Annotated in this window: 16 protein-coding genes; 1 reads left to right on the top strand and 15 read right to left on the bottom strand. The window is 46.9% G+C overall.

Annotation, left to right across the window (positions count from 1 at the left end; translation table 11 throughout):
* Nucleotides 1–259 precede the first annotated feature (259 nt).
* The 13 genes from D829_RS0125935 to D829_RS0125875 form a co-directional block, all read right to left on the bottom strand.
* Nucleotides 260–1,099, bottom strand: coding sequence for a uroporphyrinogen-III synthase (locus D829_RS0125935; protein ID WP_017691833.1), 840 nt, complete (start codon nucleotides 1,097–1,099; stop codon nucleotides 260–262).
* A 130-nt stretch (nucleotides 1,100–1,229) separates the two neighbouring features.
* Entirely contained in the window at nucleotides 1,230–2,381 is a 1,152-nt protein-coding gene (locus tag D829_RS0125930; RefSeq protein WP_017691832.1) for an endospore germination permease, read from the bottom strand.
* A 55-nt stretch (nucleotides 2,382–2,436) separates the two neighbouring features.
* Nucleotides 2,437–2,658, bottom strand: a complete 222-nt coding sequence (locus D829_RS0125925; protein ID WP_017691831.1) for a hypothetical protein — start codon at nucleotides 2,656–2,658, stop codon at nucleotides 2,437–2,439.
* Nucleotides 2,651–3,850: a Ger(x)C family spore germination protein gene (locus D829_RS0125920; RefSeq protein ID WP_017691830.1), complete on the bottom strand. Its 1,200-nt coding sequence runs from the start codon at nucleotides 3,848–3,850 to the stop codon at nucleotides 2,651–2,653. The genes D829_RS0125925 and D829_RS0125920 overlap by 8 nt, the downstream gene beginning before the upstream one ends.
* A 4-nt stretch (nucleotides 3,851–3,854) precedes the next feature.
* Entirely contained in the window at nucleotides 3,855–5,450 is a 1,596-nt protein-coding gene (locus D829_RS0125915; protein ID WP_017691829.1) for a spore germination protein, read from the bottom strand.
* A gap of 176 nt (nucleotides 5,451–5,626) precedes the next feature.
* Entirely contained in the window at nucleotides 5,627–5,962 is a 336-nt protein-coding gene (locus D829_RS0125910; RefSeq protein ID WP_017691828.1) for a hypothetical protein, read from the bottom strand.
* A gap of 44 nt (nucleotides 5,963–6,006) precedes the next feature.
* Nucleotides 6,007–6,708 (bottom strand): pirin family protein, encoded by a 702-nt coding sequence (locus tag D829_RS0125905; RefSeq protein ID WP_017691827.1) that lies wholly within the window; start codon nucleotides 6,706–6,708, stop codon nucleotides 6,007–6,009.
* A 299-nt stretch (nucleotides 6,709–7,007) separates the two neighbouring features.
* Nucleotides 7,008–7,421 carry a DoxX family protein gene (locus D829_RS0125900; protein WP_017691826.1) on the bottom strand — a complete coding sequence of 138 codons (414 nt, stop codon included), beginning with the start codon at nucleotides 7,419–7,421 and terminating at the stop codon, nucleotides 7,008–7,010.
* A gap of 50 nt (nucleotides 7,422–7,471) precedes the next feature.
* On the bottom strand, nucleotides 7,472–8,332 hold the full coding sequence (locus D829_RS0125895; RefSeq protein WP_017691825.1) for a M56 family metallopeptidase: 861 nt from the start codon (nucleotides 8,330–8,332) through the stop codon (nucleotides 7,472–7,474).
* Nucleotide 8,333: 1 nt separating this feature from the next.
* Nucleotides 8,334–8,750, bottom strand: a complete 417-nt coding sequence (locus tag D829_RS0125890) for a BlaI/MecI/CopY family transcriptional regulator (protein ID WP_017691824.1) — start codon at nucleotides 8,748–8,750, stop codon at nucleotides 8,334–8,336.
* A 208-nt stretch (nucleotides 8,751–8,958) separates the two neighbouring features.
* Entirely contained in the window at nucleotides 8,959–10,422 is a 1,464-nt protein-coding gene (locus D829_RS0125885) for a catalase (RefSeq protein WP_017691823.1), read from the bottom strand.
* 289 nt (nucleotides 10,423–10,711) lie between these two features.
* Complete coding sequence (locus tag D829_RS0125880; protein ID WP_017691822.1) at nucleotides 10,712–11,518, bottom strand: winged-helix domain-containing protein; 807 nt, start codon at nucleotides 11,516–11,518, stop codon at nucleotides 10,712–10,714.
* Nucleotides 11,494–11,889: a transcriptional repressor gene (locus D829_RS0125875; protein ID WP_017691821.1), complete on the bottom strand. Its 396-nt coding sequence runs from the start codon at nucleotides 11,887–11,889 to the stop codon at nucleotides 11,494–11,496. The genes D829_RS0125880 and D829_RS0125875 overlap by 25 nt, the downstream gene beginning before the upstream one ends.
* Before the next feature lie 272 nt (nucleotides 11,890–12,161).
* Here D829_RS0125875 and D829_RS0125870 point away from each other — a divergent pair, with 272 nt between their 5' ends.
* The gene (locus D829_RS0125870) at nucleotides 12,162–13,268 is read left to right on the top strand and encodes a diguanylate cyclase (RefSeq protein ID WP_017691820.1); all 1,107 of its coding nucleotides are present in this window, start codon (nucleotides 12,162–12,164) and stop codon (nucleotides 13,266–13,268) included.
* 140 nt (nucleotides 13,269–13,408) lie between these two features.
* On the opposite strand, the gene D829_RS0125865 is transcribed toward D829_RS0125870, so the two are convergent.
* Together D829_RS0125865 and D829_RS31955 are read right to left on the bottom strand one after the other, a co-directional pair.
* Nucleotides 13,409–14,347, bottom strand: coding sequence for an aldo/keto reductase family protein (locus tag D829_RS0125865; protein ID WP_017691819.1), 939 nt, complete (start codon nucleotides 14,345–14,347; stop codon nucleotides 13,409–13,411).
* Between the two features lie 156 nt (nucleotides 14,348–14,503).
* Nucleotides 14,504–16,141 (bottom strand): histidine kinase dimerization/phospho-acceptor domain-containing protein, encoded by a 1,638-nt coding sequence (locus D829_RS31955; RefSeq protein WP_017691818.1) that lies wholly within the window; start codon nucleotides 16,139–16,141, stop codon nucleotides 14,504–14,506.
* Between the last annotated feature and the right edge of the window lie 312 nt (nucleotides 16,142–16,453).

Genomic DNA, 16,453 nt, shown 5'->3' with positions numbered 1-16,453 from the left:
GCCGATAGGCTAGACAATGCTCCACCCATCTTCGAGCGGCTGCCGGGTAAGAGCCCCAGATGAACGTGCGTATACCCCGCCACGATGTTGCCTGCGGCATATCCCTCTTGCTTCAAGCCACGTAACCCCTTGCTAGGCAAGCAAACTGAAAAAAGTCCTGCTCCAAAAAACGGATCAGAACCAGAAGTAACATATACATATACGATTCGTTTCAACCATCCATCTACCTAATGATTGAAGACGTTCATAGTCATTAAAACTATGATTGCAGGCCACTAATCTTGGCCGCACGTTCCGCTGCAAAGTAACGTCCCAGCTCAACGATGAGTGCTCCCATCTTCTCATCCTCCGGAATGACCAGTGCCTCAATGCCTTCTTCACGCATGGAGTTTGCTGTAACTTTACCTACAGACGCAGGAATTACACCTTGTCTGAAGGCTGCAAGCATCGGCTCAAGCTTGTCCTGGGAGGCCGCATATTGCGTCAGAAATCTGACCTGCGGTCCACTTGTGAATGCAACAGCATCTACTTCGAAATTTAGGATTTCATTCAATAGCTGCTCCAGCTCTGCATCTTCCGGCGGTACATGTCGATAAGGAAGCACTTGTGTGACGATTGCGCCTTGTTCTTCCAACCATGCGACAAGTTTGGGAGCTGTCTCGCCATGAAGCTGCAACATAACCTTTTTCCCCGCGAGATCATGCGGGGCGAATTCTCGAATGAGCCCGTCCGTGCTACCATCATCATCTCGTACCAATGGCGTTAACTTGCGTTTCCTGAGTGCATTCACCGTCTTGTATCCTCTGGCTGCAATCGGGGATTCCGACAGCACATCCAGTAATTTTCCCGCCACTTCCATATCCTCGGCCATTTCAAACAACGCGTCCAATCCCATGCCCGTGGTCAATACCGCCCAGTCCGGCGGGTCCGAGATCCAGGATACCAGTCCATCCCTGATATTCCGGTCATCCAGAAATACCGTTCCCTGTGCTGGTCGCACAAGCGGGATTCCACCCATTTTCTCAACCAGTATGGACATTTCTTTCGATTTTCGTGGTCCTGTCAATGCTACACGCACACCTGCCAAATGTTGAGCCATTCATGTTCCCCCCGTTAGTTCAGCCGAATGTTCATCAGTCTGACTACAGTATACAGGGTACTTCTGCGAAGGGAAACTGCACTTCCCCTCTTTTTGCCCGTTCATCTATAAGGATTTTTGATGGGATGCATCAGGAAGGCTGGAGTTCTCCACCATGAGAATCCGGTCTTCTTTTCTCTCCGTTCTTCTCCGAATCAGAAGATTCTTGTCCCTGTTTTTTATCCTTTTTACGTGGACGAAGAAACATAAACAGAACAATAGGGAACAGCACTTCAAACAAAATGGCGATCCATGTCCATTCCCGGGTAAAACGGTAGAGCTGAATTGCATTTTGGAAAAACCAGAATGCACAGACAAAGCCCACCAGTGCCACTGGACCTGTCAGGACCTTTCCCGATACATTCGGGATCATTCGCTTCATTCCCCAACAGACAAAGTACAGATCAAATGCAATTTTTGTAATCATGGTAGGCAAGGTTGCCGCTGCAAGTGCCAGATCAAACCGGTCCAGAAAATCACTAATTTGCAGCTGCCTTGCAAGTTCATACGAAGGGTATACTAGTCTGGAAGCAATGGGCACACCAATCGACGTGATGGTTTCCACCATAATCAGCATCATCACCAATCCCGAGATAATGATGCCCCATAACACAGGCTTGAAGCGAAAATCACTGCCCTTAACGACAAAAGGTAAGGCGATCATCTCCCCATAAAAAGAAAATATGTACCAACTCCCTTTGCCTACACCTGCCGTATCGACATGAAAATAGGGCATCAGATTATCCATATTCAACTGCTGAATAAGCATGAAAGGCACAATGATAGAGTTCAATAGGAACAGGGTAACATATAGTTCTGACATTCCGATCAACGAACCAAGCCCGCCTCTGACGATAAATACTGCCATAATCATGAGTGACAATACCACAATGGATATCGGCGTTGTCTCTAGCAAGGTTATACTTACATAGTCACCAATTAATCGGATATCTCTTGCGAATATGAAGAAAAAAAACAAAATGTACATCACGCCTGCGAGCCTTCCCATAAAGGGGAACCGGTCAGCAAGGGCCTCAAATAGATCCTGATTCGGAAATCTCCGCTGAATTCGACTTACCATCCACATGGATATAATCATCACGAAAACAACTGGCACATACGAGAGATAAGCGTGCTGTTCCGCATAAAAAATGGCCTGTGCATGGGGTTGAATCAACGTGCCCGTAATACTGAGTAGCAGCACGAGTAGTACAATCTGTCGAGAAGTCACACTTTGATTCATACAATACCTCCTTTCTATCATTCAAACTGTACTCCGCACCATTTCTAGCCCGTATCTATGGTAGCGGTAAGAATCGCTGGATGACATGGCTGATCCATACCGCTACAAAAAAGGTTTTACTTAAATGGGTTACATAGAGCCATAGGCCTGTCCCTAATGCAATCAGGCCATAGGATAACCAGCGATTAATGACCGCCGCCTGCTTCAGATGTCTGAAGTCCATCACAATGACAACGATGACCATCCCCAGATAGGTGAACAAAAGTGGTTTAATCATGTACGATATCCTCCTCAACGACACCGATCGGTTTATTGACTACCCCTACATTTTCAATAATGACGTGGGGGATAACGTTCACCTCAACATCAGGATAGATGTCATCCCATCGATCCTTCATTTTGTCCCACTCTTCAGGCAAGTGTTGATGGATCGACCGACCAATCCCGAGAATATCTGCATGATATTTTCGCTGTATTAATCGAACCCCTTCAACGATATCCTCTTTTATTTTTTTGTGGATCGCGTCATTTAATTTTAAAATCTCTTTTTCACGCAAATCACCGTAATTTGATTCGTTATCTACAACCACGCCTTTGGCGTACAATTGAACGGTCACAGTAACCTTGTCATTCTTGACACTGGGGTGCAACGAAGAATTGTTCTCATTCAGCTTGATGAATATATCTCCTTCTCCTCGCGGAGCCTTGACCATAACTTCCGGCGCATTGGCTTCCCCCATAGCGAGGATCAGGGCATCGGCGGGAGCCTTATCAATCATGCCAACCAGCTTGTCTTTCTTGAACACGGCCAATCCATCCAGCTTGATGTTTGTTTTAGCATCATTCCAATTTTTAGGAACATTGTCCACTCTCGAAGCAACGGGCAGGAATGGATCTACACCTTCACTAAGAATGGCATCCGTGAACGTTTTAAGCGAACGTGGGTTGCGCATATTTAGAAAGCATAGCTCTCGCACCATCTCAGATGGGAACTTTTCTATAGGTGCATCCGTATCCATGACCGCGTATGCTGCCCCTTTTGTAACGATCGGCAATGCAGAGAAGCGGTTAAGCGGGTAACGTGTAAACAAATCGAGCATGGAGGCAACGCCGTCCCGGGCAAGATCTTCCCCAATGAGCATGGTACGGCGGTGCGCATAATAAATCTTGCGAGATAGCGCTTTTTGGCCCTCAAGTGTAGTCCCCCGTAGCGTCTTCGCCGTGTTGGACAACATGAACCATGATTTGTCCCCGCTTGTACCACCGCCACCTCCAGAACTGCCGGTAGAACCGGATTGACCGGGAAGTGCAATTTGCAAACTAGATCTGTAATTCTCTCCTTCCTTATCAATGGCAATTCCAATTACAAAGGCAATATCATTAATTTCCTTACGATCCCAACACCCTGCTATGAAAAGGGTACACAGCAGTAACATCAACACAGCGCGGAATTTACGAATAAGAAACATGTGTTCACCATCCTTCCTCAGCTTCAGGCGAACCATTGATCTTGTCATTCATCCGTTTCTGGTTATCCTGAACCGTAGAAGGACGATTGATCATTTTCCACCACGGCACACGAATAAGAATATCCTTGGTATCTGTTTTACTGTAAGGGCTAAGACCTGACAGATAAGGCACACCAAAAGATGTCATCTGTGTCAGATGTACCGAGATCAGGACCAAACCGATCACAATACCGTACAGTCCGAGCATACCCGCCAGCAACATGATGGGAAATCGCAGCAAACGCACCGTAATCGCAAAGTTAAACCGCGGGATCGTGAAGGAAGCTATCCCTGTCATCGATACGATAATAACCATCGGGGCGGACACAATCCCTGCCTGAACTGCGGCCTGCCCAATCACGAGCGCACCGAGAATACTGACGGCCTGACCGACTGTTTTCGGTAACCTGACCCCCGCCTCCCGGAGGGCTTCGAACGACAGCTCCATGATGAGGGCTTCCACCAAAGCCGGGAAAGGGATCGCTTCACGAGCTCCAGCAATACTGAGTATCAGTGTCGTAGGTAACATGTCCTGATGAAATGTGGTAATGGCGATATACAACGCTGGAAGGAAAAGTGCAATGGCTACGAACAAAAACCGTATCCAACGCAACAGATTACTGATGAAGAATCGTTCATAGTAGTCCTCACTGGCCTGTAGCATCTGCCACATCGTGACTGGAGCAATCAATACAAAGGGAGTACCGTCTACCATAATGGCAAACCGCCCTTCCAACAGGTTGCCTGCTACCGTATCTGGACGCTCGGAATAGTGCATCTGTGGGAATGGAGAATACGGGTGGTCTTCAATTAGTTCCTCGATATAACCCGTTTCCAAAATGCCATCAATCTTGATTTTTTCCAGGCGTTTCTTCACGTCCCGGATCAACTTCGGATCAGCGATATCATCCAGATAGGTCAGAACGATATCTGTCTTGGTTTCAGTGCCTAGTGTCATACTCACCATCTTGAGAGAGGGAGTTTTCAGCTTGAACCGCAGCAAAGCCGTATTCACACGGAGCGTTTCGGTAAATCCTTCCCGTGGTCCCCGAATTACGGATTCCGTCTGTGGTTCCTCCACACCACGTCTGACGCCGCCTTTGACATTGAACATCCAGGCTTCGCTACTTCCATCGACCACCAGAAGGGCAGAGGATGCCAGCACCCCTTCTGTCGCATCAGCCCAATTTTTAACTCGCTTCACCTGCGTAAGCTCAACGGTTGTCTCATCCAGTGGAACATCGGGTTCATCTGTGCGTTGCTGCACCAACCCTCGAATAATCGGACGCAGCATATGCTCCTGGATATCAGCCGAGTTAACAATGCCTTCAATATAGACCAGAAGCCCTTTCACTTCCGGCGTAATCATGACGTTGCGAAAAACCACATCCGAGCATTCGGAGAAGATCTCCTTTACCGCTTGAATCTGAATTTCATGTACTGCACTAATCGGCTGCCGTAGAAAAGGCGGGGACGGCAGTCCCAAAGGGATATGTTTGTTCTCTTCTGAAGCGCGTCCCGGTTGTCGGGACTTGTCTTTCCCAGATGTTTTGTCCGCCATATGCCGCCCCTCCGTTCTTGTTTTTATACAAGGTAGCTTGTGCCAGACAGACGGGAATTATGTGGTCTTTTTTGCAAAATTACGATTAAATTCTCTGAGTTCAGACAGCAAAAAGGCCTCTGTATTTAACAGAGACCTTCTGATCTATTCCAAATCATGTTCAACCTATTTTTTAATTAATCTGCGAAATAATCTTCAGGCACATAGCGAATCTCCGACTTCGCATAGATGCTTAGCGTGTGACTCTCCCTGTCATACACTACCCGTTCACCGTCTACGTAGTACCAGTGCTTCAAAAGGGGCTGATCCTTACGTTGGACGAAGCGAAATACGTTCAGTTCCTGTCTAAGCTCCATAATCTGTTCCACAATATGCTCGTCCAGACCCGTAACGGTAAATATGAAGCCTGTATCCTCCTGTTGGAAACGATAGGACAGGGAATCTGTTTTGCTATTAGCTAGTCCTCGCCCGGTCACCGCATGTTTGACCATAAACCATTCCTGTTGCTCCATACGTGTATATCCTCCTTCATCTTGGAGTTCATTTCATCAGCCATCTACGGCAAATCAATAATCATATAGAACGTATCTTCGTTTGCTTGCAGTTCGATTGAATCCCGCTGTTCCACACGAGCCGTGTCGCCTTCGTTCAACTGGTACTCTCCATCCAACCCCAGCTTGCCTTCGATGGAGAAAATGTACATCCGGCGGCCCGTATCCTGATTAAAGGTTAACGTTTCGCCTTTGGCTAATCGGCCAAGGTAGATCGTCATATCCTGATGAATGGTCGCAACTCTTGGGCCCCCTCCTGGGGATACAATCGGCACGAGTGCTCCTGCCAGTGCCGCTGGATCAAATGATGTGGTCTCATAGGATGGCTCCAACCCTTTCGTCTGCGGCATGAACCAGAGCTGAAGCAGACGTACTTCTTCGGTATCGGATGCATTATGCTCGGTATGAATCATGCCACTGCCTGCTGACATTCGCTGAATACCGCCAAAACCTGTAACGGCCACATTGCCCAGATTATCTTCATGTCGCAGCTTGCCGTTCAATACAATGGACACAATCTCCATATCACTATGTGGGTGAGCTCCAAAACCGCGACCAGGCGCAATCACATCGTCGTTTGCTACCCGCATCGGTCCAAACGCCGTATTCTCCGGGTCTTGGTATTCTCCGAAAGAAAAGCTGTGACTACCACGGAGCCAGCCTCGATCGAAGCTGGAGCGGGCATCGGATGGAATGACGTTAATCATAAAATGCATCCTCCTTATTTTTTCTTAGTAGCATACTTATTCTCATTGTAACAAACCAAAGGCATGTCGTCCAAACAAGGTGAAACGGCTATCGCCGTCCTCTAGCGGCTCAGCGTGTTTCATTCCGAAGAAATATAGATAAAGAATGGCGACATGATATACTTTCCTATATTTAGAAAAAAGTTCTCTACCGATCAGCCCGGTTCGCAAATACAATTCCCGAACCGGCCTGGCCAATAAAGAACCTCGTTACAGGACTCATCCTGCACTTCATTATTTTTTAGCAATCGTTATTCAATTCAAGCGCTCACATTCTGGCGAGCGTTCCCTTGTCTGGAGAACAGATAATCCACGGCCAGAAAGCGGCTTCCTGTGAAGAGCAGTGTCAGGGAACCCGCCAGCAGCAGGTACTCTAACTCGGTACCACTCAGGAACGGCTCACCCATTTTGGCTGTAAACAGAACGCCAACCATCACGATGGCAAACAGGGCAGCAAACACACGTGTACCCAGACCCAAAATCATCGCCACACCACCCACCAACTCAATAATGGCTACAACCGATGCAAGAAATCCGGGAATACCGATACTTTCGAAGAAACCTACTGTACCGCTGATTCCACCTTCGAATTTACTCCAGCCGTGCAATACAAAGATCAGACCGATCATAATCCTTGAGAAAAATAATCCAATCTCTACACTTTTATTATTCATGTTCATCATCCTTCCTAGTGTTATACTCGACCTCACATAGCTAAGTTGATTCATCCAATGGACCAAACAAACAAGATAGACATCAATAGGAAAACGGTAGCCGACATCAGGACAGCATAGCGTGGTAACCTCAGCGTGACGTCCTTTTCCGGGTCCAGCAGACGTGAAATTCGGACATTCACCGACGTATCCGCAAATGAGGATTGAACGGTCAGTTCTTTGGCCCCCCAAGGTTCAGGACAAGCACGGAGCAGCTTGAGCAAAGCACTGCCAATGCCCGCCACATTGCCTGTACGCTCAATGGCCTCATTGTCTGCCAGAATCTCTCTAACGATATTGTAATGTTTCGAAGTATGCTTCAATACGGGAATATACGGCATCATAATTGCAAATACCGATAACAGTGTCGTCTTCAGTGGGTCACGGTGCCACAGATGATGGACTTCGTGGTACACAACAGCAGTCTCCTCTTCTGCATCAAGCATCGTCAGAAGCCCTGTGGAGAGTACAATGCAAGGTCTCCATAAACCGATTGTAAATGCAACCGGAGATGGCTTGTCCACAACAATGAATCCGGGCTGTCCGAGATGGTGATACTTGGACTCCAATTCGCGGGACAATGCACGCACCTCCATGGAGCGGAGTTTACGTACGGCTGCTCTGGTTTTCACCATACGTACCGTTAGCAACCAGCCTGTTCCCGCAAATGTCAGCAATACCAGTGCCAGCAGGAAATGTCCCACGGATAACCAACCCAGTCGACTCATCCAATGATTGCAGAGCCAGAGCAGATTAAACGGGATATCCCAGCCAAAGATTTTGTACATAGCGTACATGAACATCTGCATGAACACGAGTAGCGGAATGCCAAACCCGACGGTAAACAAAAGTTTCGAGCGGGTCTTCCACATCTTAATCGCTATCCTTTTTCCATTGTTTGATCTTCTGTTCCAAGCGTTCAATCAGACCCGCATCTGCTTCGTCCAGCGCATCCAGCATATGATTCAATGCCAAAGCTCCGAATTCATCCACCAACTCATGTGACAGTTCCTTGGATTGGTCGTTCATAAACTCCTCCTTACTCTGTACTGGTTGGTACAAAGATGTTCTGCCCTTCTGAGACTTGCCAAGCAGTCCCTTGTCCACGAGCCGGTTCATCACTGTCATGACTGTATTAAAATTGACGTCTTTGTCTTGTTCAAGTGCGGTCTGCACTTCACGGATGCTACTGCCAGGACGAGCCCATAAAATGTCCATGATCTTGGCCTCCAGCGGACCGAAAAATCGGTTGAGCCCACGCTCACCCACTTTGAAATTGTGTATTCTCATTTTCTGACACCCCTCACACTACCCATTGTAGTGCCAACAAATGAGAAGTCAACCTCTATGTCAGCTATTTTATGTAAATGATTTGTAAATTTGTTTTCAATTTCAGTAAAAAAGCCAAAGACTGGGAAATTCCGCACGTTCACGGTTTTCCCAGTCTTCATCAAATATCAGTCCGTATGATGTTGTGAGTACAGGGTCAAACTGCACTTTATTTTCCATCCTGTGACGGCATATGTGCAGAAATATCCACGCCGAGTCCATGAGCCAAACGTCCGCCAAGCTGTCCATCCGCCCGGAAGAAGTGGCACAGGGCACGCATTTGAATATCAACAGATACGCCCTTAAGGTCATTGATCAGATTATCAAGCAAATGTTGCTGCTCTACAGGAGTAAATGAACGGAAAAGCTCACCTGACTGTGTGTAATCATCCGTTTTCTCGATTTTCTCGCGTGTAACATGCCCTTGCAACGGAACCTGACTGTCCCGGTATGCCGGATCTTCCTGCGGGCTGTTTCCTGAACTGTTCGGTTCATAGTTCACCGGAGATGGGTCCTGGTTCACATTCATGAGTCCATCACGCTGGTGATTACGAACAGGTGCGTACGGGCAATTCACCGGAATTTGCAAATAGTTCGGTCCAAGCCGGTGACGCTGTGTATCTGGATAGGAGAATAGGCGTCCTTGCAGCAATTTATCTTCAGAAGGCTCAATTCCGGGTACAAGCGCACTAGGAGAAAAGGCCGCCTGCTCTACTTCAGCAAAGAAGTTTTGCGGATTCCGATTCAGGGTCATCGTGCCCACTGTATGGAACGGCAATACATCTTCAGGCCAGGTCTTGGTAGGGTCGAGCGGATCAAAAGCAAAATCATCCATCTGCTCCGGCTTCAAGAGCTGTACCTGAAGCTTCCACTGCGGGTACTGCCCGTTCTTGATATGTTCATGCAGGTCCCGGGTAGCATGGTTAAAGTCTTGCCCCTGTACCTCGGCAGCTTCCTGACGTGAAAAGCCGCGAACCCCTTGTGCAGACTCCCACTTATATTTTACATAGTGGACCTGCCCCTGTGCATTAATCCATTTGAAAGCATGTACGCCGAAACCATCCATCTCCCGATAACTTGCCGGTGTGCCCAGATCAGAGAACAGCCAAGTCATCATATGCGTTGATTCCGGTGAGAGGGTCATAAAGTCCCAATAACGGGCTGGTTCCTGAATGTTTGTATCTGGAGCCGGCTTCAAGGAATGCACCATGTCAGGGAACTTCATGGCATCACGAATGAAGAACACAGGCAGATGGTTGCCGACAATATCATAGTTGCCTTCCCGTGTGTAGAATTTGACGGAAAATCCACGCGGATCCCGTGCAGTCTCTGGTGATCCCGTACCGTGAATAACGGTCGAAAAACGAACCAGCACATCCGTCTCCGTACCCGGATCTTGCAGGAAGTCCGCTGTGGTATAAGCCTTCATACTCTGCTCCAACGTAAATACGCCATGAGCTCCTGTACCCCTTGCATGTACCACCCGTTCCGGAATACGTTCACGGTCAAAGTGGGCCATTTTCTCAATGAGGTGGTAGTCTTCAAGCAGTGTTGGTCCTCTTCTGCCTGCTGTGCGGGAATTCTGGTTATCACCGACAGGTGCGCCCTGATTGGTTGTCATACGTTCTGTCATCATGTCGTCCTCCTCTAATGGGTTTCACGGCTGCTATATATCTACTATTAAAATCATATTCGGCTTCGGTTTAAATATACATTTAGACTTGATCTAACTGTTAAATTGATTCTAACATGTCCCCCTCTGCTCTTGCATGAGGTTCACATGAGATTAAGATGAGGTTCTTCACCACTTCATGAATGAACTATGAACATGTTTTTACGGAAGTGATTCGGATTTACTCTATCTATTAGGCTTTACCCGAAAATACATGAGGTGAACTATAAAATTAGACAAAAAAAGCGGACTAATCCGCCAGGCGGTAGCCCACTCCTCTTACAGTTACGATATATTGCGGCGAAGACGCGTTATCGCCCAATTTTTTGCGCAAGCTTTTGATATGAACATCGACCACATTACTTCCACCCGTAAAGTCCGTCTCCCAAATATCGCTGAGCATCTCCTCACGGGAAATGACTGCACCTTTGGCATCAATCAGCTTGAGTAACAGATCATATTCGGTCTTGGTCAGATGAATCCGGTTATTATCGCGCTGCACACTCATCCGTTCACGATCGAGCCACAGATCCTTAAATCCGATACGGTGCCCTTCCTCAGGCAAGAACCCACGGTTGGGCAGAGCAGGACTATTTCCAATCATGCGCTGCACCCGGTATAGAGCTTCCTGCGGGCGTGCAGGCCACACTAGCAATTCCTCTTGAAGCATCGGTCCACTCGCGCTGCCGATCATCTTCTCACCAACCAGATACAGACAAGGGGTTGTATGCTCAGCCTCACGATTCAATCGGCTGCTAATGCCGGCAAATGCATCGATAGTTCCGGCAACAGACAGGTCATAGATCAACAGATCAAAGACAAGGCGCTCATGCAGATCCGGTTCCCAGCGATGAAAGACCAGCACGTCGAAGCAGCTGTCTGTCAGAGCCTTCACCAATTCATGGACCTGTCCCGGCATTGGGCTAATCAGAATGACACGCCGTGTAGTCGGACAATTATCCACAACCGGTGCTGGATCGGACAAGGCAGGTTTGACCCGAAGGGGCAAACGGCGACCAGGCAACCTTACTTTTACTTGATCCGTTTGTTTCTGCATTCCCCGCAGACACCTCCAAAGACCACATGAGCATGATCGATTACATATCCGGTTTCTTCAGCTACCTGTTTCATCCATTGTGGAGGAACCTCCGTCATCACCTCGTCCACTTTGCCGCACACTTCACACATAATGTGCTGATGATCATCCATACGGGCATCGTATCGGCTTGCTGTCTCTCCGAGTTTAAGTTCCCGTATCAATTCTTTGTCCGTCAGATAACGAAGAGAATTATACACCGTACCGTAGGCCAGATTATATCCTTGTTCCACGAGTCGATTCATGACATCAGCAGCAGTAGGGTGATCCTCCGAATGGCGCACCACATCATATACCGCTTGCCGTTGTATCGTCAGATTTAAAGTTCTCACAACCATTTCTCCTTTATTATTGATCCATTTTATATGAAATCAGACACTGATCTTCTACTTATGATGGTCTTCCCAAAAAATAAGGAATAAATTTTGACTTAGATTAAGTATAAATCTTATTGTATATTGAAGTCAATATCACTCTAACATCCTGGATATGCAAATAAAACACCTTTCCCAGCAACCCCTCATAAATTTGGGATAATATGGTTCGCTACAGCACCACTTTTCAGATAAAATATAGGGATGTGCGTATAAAGGGGGAATGTCGGTTGTTTAGCACTTTTTTCATTAATATCTGTGTCATGATTACGTTTATGTATGTGTCCGGGATCATCGCCAAGTTCTATAGTATCCGATTGCCTTTTCCCTCGTTACGTGTTCAGTTGATCGGCGGCTTATTATTCGGCATATATGGCACAGTACTCATGAACTATTCCTTCCCTCTGAACGAGACTACAATTGTAGATCTGCGGCATCTGGCCATTGTAACGGCGGCTGTATATCTGGGAGGACTGGCTTCGGTCATTACAGGACTCGTTCTCTCCGTCCTTCGTATTCTGATGTTTGGCATATCATCCTCTGCCATTGATGCGGGATTTGTCATGACTCTGATCGGACTGTCCGGTGTATACTTCGCCTATGCTTCCTGGTCCAGACTGACCAAAATAATTACGATGAATCTGCTCGGCATAACATTAATCTTTATCATCCTTATGTTGAACACGGACAGCATGAATTCATTAATGAAGGTATATCCGTTACAAATGACCATTTCCTTTGTCGGTGGAATATTTATCTATTTCATCGCTGAATTCATTAATAAATCCAATGAAATGTTATTTCTATTGGAGAGAAGAGCATCTACCGATCATCTTACCAACCTGAGCAATCGACGACAGTTCGAAAAATCACTTCAACTGGAACTTCAGCGTGCGCGGGATTACCAACAAAAGTTGTCCTTGCTTGCCATTGATATTGACCGATTCAAAAAGGTAAACGACACCTATGGTCATTCCGCCGGCGATGCGGTCCTGAAGCAACTTGGACAACTGCTTGTTGAGCATGCACGTTCTGCTGATATCGTGTCACGAAATGGTGGGGAAGAATTCGCCATTCTCTTGCTCGACTGTGGACACCGTCAGGCCGTAGCTACCGCCGAATCTATACGGCAGGCTGTAGAGAAATACCATTTTGCTCTGCCCGACGGGCACACGACACGTCTAACCATCTCCATTGGTGTAGCCGTGTATCCCGATCATTGTGATGACGATGACGATTTCTTTGAACAGGCCGATCGTGCTTTATATGAAGCCAAGAATACAGGCCGTAACCGTGTGTGTGCCTTAACTTTTCGTTCCTTGCCTCTTACACTTTAAAGTAACATCTAACCTTTCAATAAACTAACCTTTCAACGTTCTCCAAAAAAGGGATGTCTCGTTCGCCTATTCAGGCGCACAGGACATCCCTTGCTTTATGGATCATTACATATCATCTCAGCTTGTGTGCTGACAAGAGATCAAGCAAGGATGCTCTCAATCTCCTCGACAATGGCAGCATCCAGCTTCACGCCAGATGCAGCCGCATTCTCTTTTACCTGCTCGGGACGACTCGCCCCTACAAGTGCACTGGATACATTATTCTGGCGCAGAATCCAGGCAAGGGCCAGTTGGCCAACCTTCAGATCCAGCTTGTCCGCCACTTCAATCAGTTGACGAACTTTCCCGATTCGATCCGCATTGATCTTTCCTTCGTCCCAGCCCAGTTTGGCAGCACGACTGTTCTCTGGAATATCGGAAACCGACGTATATTTCCCGGTCAATAGACCTTGAGCAAGCGGGGAGTATACAACTTGTCCGATGCCTTTAAGCTCGCCGAGCGGGATAATTTCATTTTCGATATAACGGTCAAACATGTTGTACACCGGCTGATTGACCACGATACGATCCAGGAGCAGACGGTCTGCTGTACCTAACGCAGCTTCCATCTGAGCCGCAGTCCACTGGCTGACACCAACATATAACACTTTGCCTTGACGTACCAGATCATCGAGAGCGCGGAGTGTTTCTTCAATTGGTGTTTCGGTATGATAACGATGGCAGTAATAGATATCCACATATTCAACGCCCAGGCGCTTCAAGCTTGCTTCACATTGCTCCTTGATATGTTTGCGAGACAGCCCCTGGTCATTCGGACCATCACCCATTTTGCCAAATACTTTGGTTGCAAGTACATAAGAGTCACGGGAATATGCTTTGAGCGTCTGCCCAAGCAGTTCTTCTGCTGCACCCCGTTCGTATACATTAGCTGTATCAAAAAAGTTAATGCCTTCATCAAATGCAGTTTCAATTGATTTTACCGCATTTTCACGTTCCACATACCCTCCGTACGTCAGCCAGCTTCCCAGGCTGATCTCGCTTACTTTCAGTCCGCTTCCACCTAATCTGCGATAATCCAATGTACATCCTCCTCTGTCGGTTATAAAGATGAAGTTCACTTTCTATTGTAACGTAACCAGCTCGGAATAAAAGGGCTTTGGCTCAGAAAATGGAAAATGAAAAGAAGCGCACCTATAACCGGTGCGCCGAATAAAGATTTATCATATGATTATAATTTAAGGCAAAGTAATGCTCAATGCATTCAACAGATCAGCCTGTCTGACCGGCTTGGTCAGAACAGCATCAAAGGCTTCTGCTTCATGCAATTCAATGTGCATACCATAAGGAACAAGAACAATGACGGGCAGATTCTGCAGTCGCTGTTTCAGTTCATGTACAAAATCGACCGCACCGCCTTCCATTAATCCCATATCCACAACGGCTACATCAGGCGTAAATCCTTCCTTGATCCAATCATGCGCTAATGTCACACCCGAGGTCATGTGTACATCCATCTCCCACCTGCGCATCAGGGAAGAGACGCCTTGCAAAATGTCAGGGTCCTTGGCAAGCAACACCTTTTTCCCTTTTAACCGCTGCTGAACACTTGCGAGTTGAGGTAACTCCCAGTATCTGCGCAACGGAAGGGAGATGTTGAATTCCGTCTCATTTTCCTTCACACTGCTCACCTGAATACGGCCATGCATGAGAATGGCAAGATTCTGGCTTACAGCTAAACCCAGATTGCTTCCAATCAGTTTTTGGATATTCAAATTTTCATCTTGGCTGTTAAAGGTTTGTGTCTTCTTGTCCGATAACATCTGACCCGTGTACTTCACCTTGAGCTGAAGTGTACCGGTCTCCTCCAATTCTTCTCCGTTCACCACTGCTGTGATCAGAACGGAACCTTCACGCGTTGAATCGAGAGCATATTGAATGACGTGTGCAACCAACTGTCCAATCTTGACTTCATCACCAACGAACACTTGAGATACATTCAGTTCAAGATTTAATCCCAGCTCAATGTTCTTGCCCGTCGCAATCCCGGCATAGAGATACACGGTATTCTCAATGGTACCTACCAGATCAAACGGATCATCATGTATAACCGTTTTACCTGCTTCATTAATGTTGAAATTCATCATATTATTCAGCAAGGAAAGCAAAATATTACCGCTTGTCTCAATCATGTTCACATATTCGGACTGCTCCTCGGGCATATCCGGTGTGCGAATCAGATCTGTCAGTCCCAAAATACCGTTCAAGGGATTACGAATCTCATGACTCATCAGCTTCAACATCTGTGTTTTGGTCATGGCATCGGATTCGGCACGTTCTTTCTCTGCCTGGAGCTGTTCTTGCATTTGTTCCGAATCACTCAATTTCCGCTCTTGAACATGCAACGTGCTTTCCAGATCGACAACATAGCCCAGGAATACAGCCATCGCCTTCAGTGTCTTCATATCGGTTTCGCTGATCACATAACCAGGATCATCCATCAGACAGATGGTACCAAATGTTTGGCCCGATCTTTTCATAATAGGCACGCCCACGAAGAAGCGATTGCCAAGTCCGCTCGTAACGCCCATGGATCGTGTCATCGGATGTTCACATGTATCCTGGATCGTAAGAACACTACCGTTGTCTCTTAATACCAGGCTGCAATATGAATCTGTAAATGGAAGTGCACTGCCTTTAACAACTAACTCTTCCGTACGATTAAAGGCCTCCAAAATGACATTTGTCACCCCGTCATTCGTCGCAACGAAGATGGTATTGACCTTCAATATACCGCTTAATACGTCTACAATATGGGCCGCAGCTTCCTTTATATCTTCATAGAAGCCTCTCGTAATGCCTTCTGCCGTCCCCATGATCCACCCCTTTTGTCTTAGCTGCACTTTCAAATCTGTATATCAGAATGTTTAATCACGTACAAGGGTTCATCAAGAATCCGAATAGCTGTCACAATCTATACTTATATGATTAACACCGTAGAAGTAAAAGAGAATCATACTCCCTGCCGATAGCCCGTTTTCGGACAAAAGCAGGTCTTGAGTTGATGGTTTAACAACCGAAAATGGTTTGCTAATCGCCTTTTCAGATGGATTAAAGTCCATCTTGCCCAACTTCGAATATTATCCTTGCAGGATAACTAGAAATTATACGCTTCTACTCAGACTTTG

The organism is Paenibacillus sp. PAMC 26794, assembly GCF_000316035.1.
Classification (GTDB): domain Bacteria; phylum Bacillota; class Bacilli; order Paenibacillales; family Paenibacillaceae; genus Paenibacillus.
The sequence above is the reverse complement of the archived record's forward strand: the minus strand, read 5'-3'. Positions and strand labels throughout refer to the sequence as shown.